Source organism: Streptomyces sp. NPDC059989, assembly GCF_042736975.1.
Lineage (GTDB): Bacteria > Actinomycetota > Actinomycetes > Streptomycetales > Streptomycetaceae > Streptomyces.
Genome location: NZ_JBHWUO010000028.1, coordinates 53,739 through 66,867 on the forward strand (window position 1 = coordinate 53,739; position 13,129 = coordinate 66,867).

Annotated in this window: 9 protein-coding genes and 2 pseudogenes; 6 read left to right on the top strand and 5 right to left on the bottom strand. The window is 70.1% G+C overall.

Features of this window, described 5'->3' with window-relative positions:
• Positions 1-87 precede the first annotated feature (87 nt).
• Entirely contained in the window at positions 88-429 is a 342-nt protein-coding gene (locus ACFWBN_RS24445) for a DUF4259 domain-containing protein (protein WP_385179042.1), read from the top strand.
• A 1-nt stretch (position 430) separates the two neighbouring features.
• Positions 431-921, top strand: a pseudogene (locus tag ACFWBN_RS24450) (ATP-binding protein); the annotation flags it as partial.
• Positions 922-1,577: 656 nt separating this feature from the next.
• Here ACFWBN_RS24450 and ACFWBN_RS24455 read toward each other — a convergent pair.
• Positions 1,578-1,955, bottom strand: coding sequence for a peptidase inhibitor family I36 protein (locus ACFWBN_RS24455; RefSeq protein WP_385179043.1), 378 nt, complete (start codon positions 1,953-1,955; stop codon positions 1,578-1,580).
• Entirely contained in the window at positions 1,952-2,713 is a 762-nt protein-coding gene (locus ACFWBN_RS24460) for a hypothetical protein (RefSeq protein ID WP_385179044.1), read from the bottom strand. Before ACFWBN_RS24460 ends, ACFWBN_RS24455 begins: the two co-directional genes overlap by 4 nt.
• A 483-nt stretch (positions 2,714-3,196) precedes the next feature.
• On the opposite strand from ACFWBN_RS24460, the gene ACFWBN_RS24465 reads away from it, so the two are divergent.
• The 3 genes from ACFWBN_RS24465 (at position 3,197) to ACFWBN_RS24475 (ending at position 5,815) form a co-directional block, all read left to right on the top strand.
• A complete protein-coding gene (locus ACFWBN_RS24465; protein WP_385179045.1) occupies positions 3,197-3,496 on the top strand; it encodes a DUF6247 family protein in 300 nt (99 codons plus the stop codon).
• A complete protein-coding gene (locus ACFWBN_RS24470; RefSeq protein ID WP_385179046.1) occupies positions 3,493-3,750 on the top strand; it encodes a hypothetical protein in 258 nt (85 codons plus the stop codon). The genes ACFWBN_RS24465 and ACFWBN_RS24470 overlap by 4 nt, the downstream gene beginning before the upstream one ends.
• Positions 3,751-4,267: 517 nt before the next feature.
• The gene (locus ACFWBN_RS24475) at positions 4,268-5,815 is read left to right on the top strand and encodes a serine/threonine-protein kinase (RefSeq protein WP_385179047.1); all 1,548 of its coding nucleotides are present in this window, start codon (positions 4,268-4,270) and stop codon (positions 5,813-5,815) included.
• Between the two features lie 657 nt (positions 5,816-6,472).
• Here ACFWBN_RS24475 and pip read toward each other — a convergent pair.
• The 3 genes and pseudogenes from pip to ACFWBN_RS24490 form a co-directional block, all read right to left on the bottom strand.
• Positions 6,473-7,435: a prolyl aminopeptidase gene (pip, locus tag ACFWBN_RS24480; protein WP_385179048.1), complete on the bottom strand. Its 963-nt coding sequence runs from the start codon at positions 7,433-7,435 to the stop codon at positions 6,473-6,475.
• Positions 7,436-7,646: 211 nt separating this feature from the next.
• Positions 7,647-7,706, bottom strand: a pseudogene (locus ACFWBN_RS24485) (helix-turn-helix domain-containing protein); the annotation flags it as partial.
• 336 nt (positions 7,707-8,042) lie between these two features.
• The gene (locus ACFWBN_RS24490; RefSeq protein WP_385179049.1) at positions 8,043-8,687 is read right to left on the bottom strand and encodes a hypothetical protein; all 645 of its coding nucleotides are present in this window, start codon (positions 8,685-8,687) and stop codon (positions 8,043-8,045) included.
• Between the two features lie 483 nt (positions 8,688-9,170).
• On the opposite strand from ACFWBN_RS24490, the gene mobF reads away from it, so the two are divergent.
• On the top strand, positions 9,171-13,094 hold the full coding sequence (mobF, locus tag ACFWBN_RS24495; protein ID WP_385179050.1) for a MobF family relaxase: 3,924 nt from the start codon (positions 9,171-9,173) through the stop codon (positions 13,092-13,094).
• Positions 13,095-13,129 lie beyond the last annotated feature (35 nt).

Consider the following 13,129-nt stretch of genomic DNA (forward strand, 5'->3'; position numbering starts at 1 on the left):
CCCGATCGGGTATGGACGCGCTGACCTCCGGACGTCACTGTCGGTGGTCAGCGCGAGGATCTCCGGACAGCCACGGGAGGAGGCCACATGGGCACTTGGGATATCGGTCCCTTTGACAACGACACCGCCGCCGACTTCGCCGGCGACCTGGACGACGCGTCCAGGGAAGAACGGGAGTTCATGATCCGCAGCTTGCTCAAGCACGCCGCCGACCTTGGAGGCGAACTGGACGCCCCAGGCGCCGAGCGAGCTGTGGCTGCGGCGGCCCTGGGTGCCGCACAGCACCCTGACGGCGAACCGGCGTGTTCGATCTACGGCCCCTCGGAACCGCTGCCCGGGCTCCCCACAGACCGTCGAATGCTCGCCGTCGATGCTCTGGCCCAGGTCCTCGCTGAGTCGTCCGATCTGGTTCTGGCCGTTCTTCGGTGAGGTGGCCAAGTGCGAGTGGGTGCGCAAGAAGGCCAGCCGCTCTGCCTGATCGGCGACTCCGGCACCGGCAAGTCCCATCTGCTGATCGCGCTGGGCACCGAGGCCGCGATGAAGGGACACCGGGTCCGCTACACCCTCGCTACGAAGCTCGTGAACGAGCTCGTCGAGGCCGCCGACGAGAAGCAACTGATCAAGGTTCTGACCGAACGCGAGGAGAAGAACAGCGTCGCCATCGCATCGAACGAGTCCTTCTCCGGTTGGACCAAGACGTTCACCAATCCCCGGCTCTGCGCGGCCATCGTCGACCGGCTCACCTTCGGCGGCAACATCATCCAGACCGGAACCGAGTCCTACCGCCTCGCCGCGACCAAAGCCCAGGCAGAGCGAGGAGACGGCTCAGGGGCTTGGAAACTGTGTCCTGAGGCGCTGACGGGGTTCCAGCCGCGATCTCCCGCAGCAGTTCGCCGTCATCGTCACAAAGCTCAAGACTGAACGGCAGGCCGAACCGGGTCAGCAGTGCTGCCAGATCCTCGAACCTCTCAGGATCGACAACTCCGTTCAGAAGCGTGTCACCCTCGGTCGGATCGACCGCGATGCGACACCAGCCAGTCTCGACCTCATACGACTCCCACGAAATCGATCTGGAACTCCAGCCCGCCCCGATGAACCGCTCGGCCACCAACGAAGCACTCGGGGCCCCTGCCAAGCCGCCACACACGTTGTTGTCGATCTCAAGCCAGACGGGATCGAGCGGCTGTCCCTCATCGGAAATGTCCACAGCTGGATTATGAAACAGACCACGAACCTCGACCGCACACGCTTACGACATCGAATCTTATCGATGTTGATCACTCAACCCCGAGCCACGTGCCTACCGAAGTCCTCAACAGACGACTCCCAAAAAAGTCGTCATAGCCAGTGAGGGGTACGCCATCCGCTCCTTGGCCAGTCTGGCCAAGGAGCGCACTCAAACCGGAAGCAGGCCCCAGAGGGCAGAGGCGCGTCGGAATCAGCGTCTGCTGTCGCAGAAGCGGGGGCTTCGGTCAGTCGGGTGCGGACTCATGCGCTTCAAGGGCGGGCGTCGCCCGGGGTGATCTCCCCTGTGGGGCCCGGACGACGGTCGGGCTCACTGCCGGCACGGGCTTGGTTCAGCAGCTCATCGCCCAGGTGTGGGAGTCGCCGTTGTCGTTTGCGGCTCCGTTGGAGCCGACTTCCTGGCCGGGGGTCAGACAGATGGTCATGTGGCCGCCCTGGTGTGCCCGGGAGTACACCTTGACGTGGTCCTTGATTCCCGGGCCCGAAATGCCGTGATTGGCCCACGAGGAGTCCTCGTCGGCGATGAAGCTCTCCCACCAGCCGTCATCGCCAGACCAGTTGGCGCGCTGGCCATCGAAGTTGGCGTGCTCCCAGGCGCAGAAGTGTCCGCTGGGGCAGTCGGCTGCTCCGGCCGGAGTGGAGACCGTCAGGGCTCCGGTCATGGCGAGGAGCGCCGCGGCGGCGGACGTGATGATGCGCTGCATGGTCATGAGGGGTGGTGCCCTTTCGGTTCGGTCGGTCTCGGATCGGTGGTTGGGTCGGATCTCCGACTGGGCCCCTGAGGAGCGTTTGCGGCGGAGGCCAGGTTGACGGCGCGTTGCAGGGCGATCGAGCGCAGCTGCCGGTAGGCGGTCAGCTGCTCGCGCCGCTCGGTACGTACCTTGGCCAGCAGGACGGGCTCCAGGCGGGATTCGACCACCGCCAGGCCGCTCTCACGGTTGCAGCGGTCGGTGACGGCCGGGTCCGGCTGGTCCGGGTGCGTCCCGGACCGTTGTCCGGCGCAGCGTTCCCAGCGGGCCATCGCGGCACGGTGATCGGGATCGGTCGCCATCCGGGCCTGCGCTTCGGCGCGCAGATTGTTGACGACCACCTCGGCCTCGAACCACCGCTTCTGATCGCCGTACAGGACGCGCTGCGCGTCGGCGAGGCAGCCATCCGTATTGGCGGTGACGGTGTACCCGGTGGGGAGGGTGAGGGACAGCTCGCGGGGGTCAGTGCCGAAATAGGCGGCCTGGAAACGCTTGTCCTCGCTGGTGGCGGCCTTGGGGCGTTGCTGTGGGGACGGCACGGCCAGCCCCTGCCCGGAAAGGCAGCGGGTGACGAGGGCAAGCTGCGCGGACTTGATGAGATCGCCCTGGGCCTGTTCGCCGACCGGATACTCACGGTGTGGGGAAGCGATCCGATGATCGGCGCAGCTCATCAGCAGCAGCGCCACAGCCGCGCAACACGCGACGCGAATCAGTCGCATGGTTCAACCGACCCGGCTTTCAACCGTTGCGCCGGCAGCGTCGTCGAGACGCGCGCCCCCCGCTACGACGGTGATGATCTTCCTCACTGCCGGTGAACGAGCGCCGAGGCCGAAGGTCACACCCCAAGCGCCCGCGGCCAGACGCAGCCGAAAGGCGCAGTCATCACGGAAGCGCGGTCAGAGCCTCCGAACTGGCCGAACTGTGGGGCGAAGCCGCGGACGGTCCGAACTGGCGCCGAGGCATCACCCGTCTCCGCGACGTCCTTGAGCCTCCGATACCGCCACAAGGAGAAGCTCTCCTCGGGATCTGACCCGTAATCCACGGTTACGGAGGCCGCGTTGCCCGTCGTGCGCCGGCCCCGACTTTTGTCCGCGGACAAAAGTCGGGGGTCCAGGAGAGGCCGGCATCCTCTGCTCCACTGCGCACTCGACCTGGACCGTCATCAGGCGGCAGACTCGGTACAGAGGAAGGGAACCCGCCGCATGAGTGCACAACCCGTACATCACCCGCAGGCCCCGCCGGCCCCGGCGGCCGGGGCCAAACTCCGCTCCCGCATCGCCGCGCACGAAGCCGCCGACCGCTGGCTTCCCGCGTTCGAGCGTGACTGGGGCGCTGCCCTGGAGGAGTCCAGGCAGACCTTCGACCTCACGGCGCTGCACGAGGTGGTCCGTGAATGGCAGGGCCGGCTCGACACCGCGCCCGCCGTCGCCGCGCTCATCGCCTCGGGGTTCGAAGACACCGACAGCGTCGCCCTGGAGGACATCATCGGGGCCCGCCGGTGAGCGATGCCTGGCCCGCCCGGCTGGCACCGCAGGCCTCCGCCCACCTCGCCGAGCTCGACCCGACCGTCCAGGAAATGGTCCGCGACGTTCTCGACATCGCCTCCCGGTCCCCGTGGTCCTGGCCCCAGTGGGACCGCACAGACCCGGAGGGCGAGGACGTACGGCGGGCGTCGATCGGCCCGCTCACCGTCGTCTACTGGGTCAACCGCAGCCTGGGCCACCTCCGTGTCCTCTCCATCGTCTGGGCCGGCTGACGTCGCAAGCCGACACCCCGAAGTCCCTGGCGGATCCCATGGCCGCGGGACTGGGGATGATCCAGGGGCCAGGGGCACTCCGTTCTCGTCCCGGCCTTGCTCCCCGCACCCGCGGGGATGACCCCCAGTTGTTCGCGAGGTACAGGTCAAAGCCGTTCTGCTCCCGGCACCCGCAGGGATGGCCCCGACACCCGCATGTCAGTTGACCGTTTCGAGGATTGCCAGGCCGCGGCCGGCGAACCGGGCCTCCTTGGAACGCCAACCGCACCGGTGGCCGAAGATCATCAACAGCATCCGGAAAAGCGGTCAGAACCCTCGACTTGGCGAGTTGGCGCTTGATGTGACGTCGTCGACCGATACGTGACCATGCCGACCGGTCGTTGGCCAGAACGCCGCCCCAGACCTTCGGGTCGTCGGATGGGAGGGAGGCGCCCTGGATCTCCGTCGATCGCCCTTCGGCTGACCCTCGTGGCCATACGCTGATGATTGGCATGGCCTTTGTCATCGGGGGTGGCGGGTGCAGCGCGGAGAGCTGATCGCGGGGCGGTACGAGCTGACCAAGCGGCTTGGACGGGGAGGGATGGGGGAGGTGTGGGCCGGGCGGGACCGGAGCCTGCACCGGGACGTGGCGGTCAAGATGCTGGTGCTCGATGAGGCGATGCATGCGGATCTGCCACGCCGGTTCGAGCGGGAGGCGGTGGCGGCTGCGCAGATCAGCCATCCGAACGTGGTCGCCCTGTACGACCGGGGGGTCCACGAGGACCTGTGGTTCCTGGTCATGGAGCGGGTCGAGGGCGCCAATCTCGCCGAGCACATTCGCCACGAGAGTCCCATGGACGTGGGCCGAGCTCTAAAGATCGCGGGGGAGATCTGCGCGGCCCTGGTAGCCGCGCACCGGGCACAGGTCATCCACTACGACATCAAGCCGCACAACGTGATGCTCGCCTCGGACGGCCGGGTCAAGGTGGTCGACTTCGGCATCGCCGGGTTCATCCAGACTGCCTTCACCCTGGCTCACTCCTCGCAGCTTGCCCCTGCCGGCACACCTGAGTATGGGGCGCCGGAGCAGTTCCTCACCGAACGCGGCGACGCACGCTCGGACCTCTACGCCCTGGGGAGCGTCCTCTTTGCACTGCTCACCGGGCGGCCACCGTTCACCGGGCAAACCGGGCTCGCGATCATGCACCACAAGCTTGCCGAGGATGCCCCCTCACTCGGCACACTCCGGCCCGAGCTGCCGCCGGCAGTGATCCAGCTTGTCGCCGAGCTGCTGCAGCGAGACCCCGGCCGGCGTCCTCAGACAGCTGAGGCAGTTCATGGACGCCTTGACGAGCTCCGGACTGCCCTCGGCTCTTCCGGCGCGACCACAGTGACCCGCGTGCCGCGTTTCGACAACCCCCCGCCGCCCACCCACCGGTTACCTACGCACGACGGCCCGTTCGAGATTTCCTGGACAGCCCGGGACCGGATCACCGACGACGCTTCGCTTTCCTTTCTGCGCTCCTCCTATCTGTTGCGCGTCGTCGTGGCTCTCGCGGTGGCCACGGGAATGGACTCCTACTTCCTGCAGAAGATGGGGACCTTCCAGCTGGAGACGGGCGTCAGGCCCGGAGTGGGGGAGGTCGTGGCCATGATGTTGTTCGGCATCGGCGCGCTGTGCACAGCCGTGCTACTGCCCTTTCTGGTGGCCGACGCAGTCCAGTGGCGCCGTAAGCTGCGGCATTGGTACCCATGGTCCCTCAGCATCGAAAAGCACGGCATCGCCGTAACTGATGCCTCCCTCCGCATGGTCGCTTGGGACAAGATCCAGATGGTCACCGTGGAGGCCATCCGGTCGAAGGCGCCATATCCCTCTACTGGGCTGCACATCCGCTTCACCCACGACGGCCACAGCTTCCCTGGCCCCCCTGCGGGCTGGACCCACTCCCGTGGCGTCCGCCTCCGCGCGGACCGCTGCGTCCCGGTGTGCGTCCTCGGCCCGATGACCGCACAGCAGCAAGCAGACTTCGAAGGCGCCCTCACCCGGTACGCCGGCCCGCGCTGGCAACCGGAAGCCGACCACTGACGCATGCAGAGCCCCCCGGCGGCCCCCTTCCAGAACCCAGATGGCCAACTGCCGCCCGGCGAAGTGGCCATCCAGGGTGCCGGCCCGGCGCCGCACAACAGCTCGCTTACGGGCTACCGACCCGAGGCGCCCGATAGGCGCCGAGCGCGGCGCCGGAGCTTCGGCAAGATCACCAACAGCATCCAGAAGTTGAGCCAGAACCCACTCTCGTGAACGAGCCATTCGGGCGAAGCGGCCGGTCACAGGAGGTCGGGCTGCCACAGCACTCGCTCGGGATAGACGTGGGCAATGGGGGCGACCTTTTACGTCCCGTCGGTGGCGTCGGCAGCGACCGCCCACCCGACCCCCTGGTAGGCCGGGGGCGCGGTCTCACGCGGCGGTGTCCGTGATGACGGTCCGGCCCGGCAGAGCGTCAGCTGCGGTTGCCCCTCAGTTCGTGCAGTCGGCGATGGCGGGGGCGCTGCCGGAACAGTTGGTGGAACGGTTGTCCCTGACCGCGGTCGCGATCAGGGACAACCGTGCCGCCGTCGTTGAAGACGCCGCCGGCTGCATCGCCCGAGAAGGAGCGTGGCTCACGCGGCGTCGGGCGACATGGATATGTCAGCGGTCGGCGACACGCGAGGTGTCAGTGACTCTGGATCGCCGGGCGGTCTGGTCTCATCCCTGGCGAGCGAATTGGTCGAGGGCCTTGAGTACATGGGCGCGGGTCGTGTCGCTGCCCAGATGGCCTGCGTTACCGACGACGGTCAGCTCGGCATCGGGCCAGGCGCGGGCGACCTCCCATGCGGTATCGAGCGGGCCGGCCAGGTCGAGCCTGCCGTGGACCAGCACGCCCGGGATACCGGCCAGGCGGTGCGCATCGCGCAGGAGTGCGCCTTCCTCCAGCCAAGCACCGTGGGAGAAGTAGTGCGAGCAGATGCGGACGAGGGCCAGTTGCGCGGCCGGCGGGCGGTCGCCGTACGGGTTGGAGGCGCCGTTCGTTTCCCCGGACAGGACCGCGTCTTCCCAGGCGCACCAGTCGGCCGTGGCCTTCTCCCGGACCGCGGGGTCCTGATGCTCCATCAGACGTGCGTAGGCCGCGACGATGTCACCGTCCCGTGGTGTGCCGCCGGCTCCTTCGAGGAAGCGTTCCCACTGCTCGGGGAAGAACCGGCCCGCTCCGCGGTAGAGCCAGTCGATCTCGGAGCGCCGGGTGGTGGTGACGGCGGCGATGACGATCTCCGACACCCGCTCGGGGTAGGTCTCGGCGTAGGCCAGTATCAGCGTGGATCCCCACGAGCCTCCGTAGAGCAGCCAGCGGTCGATACCCAGGAGATTCCGAAGCCGCTCCATGTCGGCGATCAGGTGCCGGGTGGTGTTGTGGCGCATGTCGGTCGTGGGTTCGCTTGCGTGGGGGGTGCTGCGGCCACAGCCGCGCTGGTCGAACAGGACGATCCGGTAGCGGTCCGGGTCGAAGTACTGACGTGCCCCGGTCCCGCATCCTGATCCCGGTCCGCCGTGGACGACGAGGGCGGGCTTGCCGTCTGGGTTGCCGCAGACCTCCCAGTACACGAGGTTGCCGTCGCCGACGTCGAGCATCCCCTTCTCGTACGGCTCGACCGGCGGGTACAGCTCGTCCATCTTCCAGACCTCCTGGCAACCGAATGCACCATGAACAAGGCCTTGTAGTACACAACATGGCTCGGGTGCACCGTCGGCGACTCCGGCACCTGCCCGATCGGCGGGCCGGGTTCTCGACTGGTCGCCGACGATGGTCGGGCGGCACGACGCGGCGGTCGGTGATCCGTGGCGCGTCGGTGGTGGCCGCGGCTTCGTCGTACGCGGCGAGGGTGCGGTACAGGGTGGAGCGGCCGACGCCGAGGTGCTTGGCGATGGCGGTGACGGACTCTTCGGCATCGCGGCGTCGCGGCGCCGGAGGGCGACGGCGAGCATGTCGCCGTCGATGGCGGGCGGGCGGCCACCGTGGCTGCCGTTCGCCGCGGCGGTGTCCAGGCCGATCAGGGTCCGCTCGTGAATGAACTCCCGCTCGACCTCAACGCCCTCGCGCACGCCGGCCGCCCGCTCACCGTCGACCACCTTGCCGAGTCCTGCAATGGGACACCGACAGGACGGATCGATGCCCTCGACCAGGCCTGGGCCGACCCTGGCCGCGGCGTCCCACCACGTCAGGCCCTGACACCCAGCGCATCCTGGACGATCCGTCCGGGCATGGCAGTCCTCTGCTCTGTCAGGGCGCGTTGATCCCGAGGTTCTGGTTGGTGGTGTTCGTAGCCCCCGGGCTGAGGAGGTTGTTGTTCGTGCTGATGTTGTTGAACGCGGTGACGACTCCGTTGAGATCGACGGGGAGGATCGATCCGTCGCCACCCCCACCGTTGCCATTGCCGCAGCCGGTGCCGGTGATGGTTGTGGGGTCGCTCGCCGAGATCAGGACCTGGTCTGCGAGGCCGCTGACGGACACGGTGTTGGTAACGGTGCAGGGGGCGTCGGAGGAGACAGCCACGGTCACTTCGATCTCGATACTGGTGCCGGCGTCGAGGTCGGCATCACAGGCGAACCCTGACGGGCCGTTCACCGGGCAGTTGATGCCTCCGTTTCCATTGACAGCGACAGTCAGCCCTGTGCGGGTGAGTCCCAGCGGCATGTTGTCGGTGATGCGTACGTTGCCGATGGTCTCCTCGTTGCCGGTGTTGGTGACCGTGATGATGTAGACGCCCTCACCGCCCCGGGCGAAGTTCCCCTCGTGGGTCTTCGTGACGGTCAGAACAGCCTGGGCGGATGCCGGGGTGGCCCCGGTGGCGAGCGGCAGAACAATGCCCAGCCCGAGGACGGTCCCGAGAGCGCACATCCGTCGCCTCAGCGCGTGCATGAACATGGAGGGCTTCTCCTGTCGGGTGGTTCGTGAGGGACTCCTGGCAGTACGGCAACGCACTGCGGGCGGCATGATCACGGCGGGCGGTGGCCATGTCACCCGTTCGCCCCGGCATCGGGAGGAGCGTTCACCCGCTGGTCGGGACGGGCCGTTGGCGAAGCCTGGGCAGAGGGACGGGCCGGGGAAGGGCAAGGTGGGCCGGGCAAGGCGTCCTCGCCAACTGAGGGGATGTCAGCGCGGCGCGGAGTCTTCGGGAGCGGAGATCCCACCGCCATAGCCCTGCGCATCACGCTGACATCAACCCTGCGCCCGACGGGACCGCGCCGGACTTTTGTCCGCGGACAAAAGTCCGGCGCGTCTCTGCCTGCCGAAATCCACTTCCGGGGACGTGGAACTTCCGTCCTTGAATGCCCGTTAGCACTCCAGGTATCTTCGATACAGGATCATGGATTGCGAAGCCTGGGAACCGGCTGAGGGGGTGGGCAAGTGGGGTACGCGACGCCCATCTACGCCCCCGAGCAGGTCGAGTACCGGCTGAGCGAAGACTGTGGATGCGACCGGGCCGAAGACGCTCAGGTCGAGTACCGGCTCGCCGGGCAGAGCACCCTTCGGTGGATCGGCGGCGGCCTGGCCGAGCTGGGTCTGGTCGCCGGCGGGCGCGTCGATCCGGATGCCGCCCGTGCGCTGATGGACGGTCGGGACTGGCGTACCGGCGAGCAGTTGGTCGCGCGGAAGAAGGCCCTCGATCCGCGGGGGAAGGTGACCGCGCGCGTGCTCGTGGACGCTGTCTCCGAGGCGGCGGCCGCGGCCGGGAAGACGGTTTCGGAGTACTTGGGCCGGCCCGCGTTGGCGAAGAGGTTCGGTCAGGCCGAGCGCGGCATCCTGCGCGACGGCGAGACCCACCTGCTGCCGCTGGCCGACGCCGAGCGCCTTGCCGCGGCCGCCGGTCTCCCCCTCGACGGGCTGTACGGCACGGACACGGTGGCCACGGCCCGGAAGTGGATGCGGCAGCACGTCGATGTCGGCCTGCGCGGCGTGGACATCACCCTGGATCTGCCGAAGAGCATCTCGGCGGCCTACGGGCTGGCCGGCGCCGAGCTCGCCGGGCGGATCGAGGAGGACTGGCTGGCGTCCGTCACCGAGGCGGTCCACGCGCTGGAGGAGTGGGCGGCGTACGGGATGGCCGGCCATCACGGGGACGGCCGGCAGGCCGAGCGGGTGGAGACCTCCGGGCTGATCGGCTGGACGACCCTGCACCGTTCCGCGCGCCCGGTGGACGGTTCGCCCGGTGACCCGCACCTGCACGTCCACGTGAACATCGCGCACATGGCGAAGTGCGCGGACGGCCAGTGGCGCACGATCGCGGGCGGCGGCGAGGACCTCCACCGCTACGCCCACCTGGTCAACGAGATCGCCGAGGGCCGGCTGAGGGCGAGGCTGACGGAGGGCTACGGGGCCCGTTTCGAGCGCTCGGAGACCACCGGGGCGTGGGAGCTCGCGGGAGTCGACGAAGGCTTGCGCGACGCGTTCTCCCGCCGCCACCGGCAGGTCATCGACCTGGCGGGCGAGGGTGCTTCGCGCGAGCAGCAGAAGGCGGCCGCCCGTAAGAGCGCGGAGGCCAAGGAGGACGCCGGTCCGGCCGCGCCGAGGGAGGCATGGCGCACGCGCGCGGCCACCGTGCTCGGCGGCGAGGAAGCGGTCGACGCGATGGTCGCGGCCGCGCTGCCTGGGCCGGACGGGACGGCGCCGCCGCTGTCCGCCGGCGGCGGCCCCCTCCTCCCGGGCCCGGCCGAGATCGCGGCCCGGATCTGGGACGCCGAGCACGGGCTGACCGCCTCCCGGAAGACGGTCTCCCACACGCACGTGATGGCGGCGGTCGCCAAGACGCTGCCCTACCTGCCCTCGGTGGAGCGGCTGACCGCGCTGACGGACGAGGTCCTCGCGGTGGACGGCCACGCGGTCCGGCTGTCCGACTCCAACCGCGGGCACCACACCCACCGTCAGCGGTACACGCACACCACGGTCGTGGCCGCCGAGCAGGACGTCATCGAGTGCGCCGCGGCCGGCCTGGGCCGGCAGCTGGCCCAGCTGACCGCCGCGGCCGCCGAGATGACGCTCGCCTCCGTCGAGGTCGCCCACTCCACCGACGACCGGTCCTTCGTCTTCAGCACCGAGCAGCGCGCCGTCGTCCTGCGGCTGCTGACCGCCGGGCACGCGGTCGACGCGGTCATCGGCGTCGCCGGCGCGGGCAAGACCACGCTCATGCAGGCCGCCCGTACCGGATGGGAGGCCGCCGGGCTGCGCGTCGTGGGCGCCTCCACCGCGGCCGTGGCCGCCGCGAACCTGGCCGCCGAGGCAGGCATCGAGTCCCGGACCGTCGCCGCGTGGACCCGCGACATCAGCGGCGGCCGCGGCCTGCACGGGGTCGGCGTACTGGTCATCGACGAGGCCGCGATGGTCGACGACCGGGCGCTCGCCGCGCTCCTGCGGCACGCGGCCGGCACCGGCACCAAGGTCGTTGCCGTCGGCGACCCGCTCCAGCTCCGCGCGGTCGGCATCGGCGGAGGCTTCGCCCGCGTCCACCGCATCGTCGACGGCCTGCAGCTCACGGAGAACCGCCGCCAGCGCGATGTCGTGGAACGGGCCGCCCTGCAGGACTGGCGCAGCGGCGCCCGTACCAGCGCGCTCGCCGCGTTCGCCGCCCACGGCCGCGTGCACGCCGAGGACACCGCCACCGAGGCCTTGACCTCGATGCTGGCCGCCTGGAACGAAGCACGCGTCCGCTGGGCCGGCGACCCGCACGGCCAGCTCTCCGAACTCCTGCTGCTCGCCGCCCGCCGGGCGGACGTCGCCGTCCTCAACGCGGGCGCCCGCGCGGCCCTGGTCGCCTCCGGCGAGCTGGAGCAGGGGCGTACGTACGCGGTCGCGGGCGGGGGACGGATCGCGTTTGCGGCCGGGGACCTGGTCCACATCCGCCGCAACGACTACCGCAGCCGGCGGGACGAGTCCGAGGTCGACGTCCTCAACGGGTTCCGGGGCGTGGTCCTGGCACTGGACGAGCGCCGCGGCGTACTCGTCCAATGGCGCCGACCCCGGCCGACGGGCGGCTTCGCCATGCACGAGGCCTGGATGTCGGTCCGCGACATCGCCGAAGGGTGCCTCACCCACGCGTACGCGATGACGATCGGCTCGGCGCAGGGCCTCACCGCCGAGGTCACCCTCGCCTACGGCCTGCACGCCGACTCCCACAGCCTCTACCCGGCCCTGTCCCGAGCCCGCCGGGAGAGCCACCTCTACCTGCCGCTCGACGAGTTGGAGGACCACCCCACCCGCGCCGCCCTCGGGCCGGTCCGCACCGACGCCGACCGCCTGGACCGCGCGGTCGCCGCGTACGGACGCGTCCTCCGGTCCGACGCCGACGACATCATGGTCACCGACGAGTTCACCCGTGTCCCGGCCGCCCGGACCGGGGCCCTGGTCAGGGAAGAGCCCGCCTGCACCCCGTGGCAGCAGCGCCCGTACGGGCACCTGCCCGCGCAGCAGCTCGCCGCCCGCGCGGCCGACGCGAGCGCCGCCGCGCAGCGGGCGCAGGACATGGCCGCGGAGCAGGAGCGCCAGGCCGGCGTCCAGCAGAGCCGCCTGGACGCGCCCGTCACCCCGGGCGGCGCCTTCGCCGCCGAGGCGTACGAAGTCCTGTCCCGTGCCGGCGCCTGGACGCACCGGGCGCGGGAGGAAGCGGAGCGCCATGCGGCGGCGCTGCGGCACGCCGAGTCGATGCGCCGCGTCCTGGAGCGGATCGAGCAGTCCGCGGAGAAGGGCCGCCTCGCGCTCCGACTGGCCGGCACCAGCCGGAAGGAGACCCTGGCGCTGGCCACCCAGTACGAACAGCAGCGCACGGCCGCGGCCGACGAGGCCCAACGGGCCTCCCGCGCCTCCGCCCAGGCACTGCGCGAGGGCTGGCAGGCCGTCGCCGCCCACCCGCACATCTCCCTGCTCGCGCAGGACGGAGGAGCCGCGACCCCGCCCGGGGACGTCCGGGCGATGGACCTGCTCCTCGAGGCGATGCGCCGGCGCGTACCCGCACTGGCCGCTCGCCTCGACGCCCAGGTCGCCGAGGACATCGAGCGGCTGCGGGCCGGCGCGGCCGCCCAGCGGACGGCGGCCACGGAACACCGGGCGAACGCGGACGGGATGCGCCAGGAGACCGCCCTCCGCGAGGAGATGCGCTCCACGGCTCCTGTCCGGCACGCCCGGGAGACTGACGAGCGTGCCGCCGCAGCCCGGCGAGTGCTCGAGGGCCGAACGCCGCCTCCGCAGACGCCACGGACTGCGCCCCTTACCCGGCACCACCAAGTGCCGACCAGGCCAGGGGACGGTGCGGACCACGGGATCCGGCCGCCGCGGGTGTGAAGCCATCCGCCTTCCTGGGGTGAGGTGACCAGGAA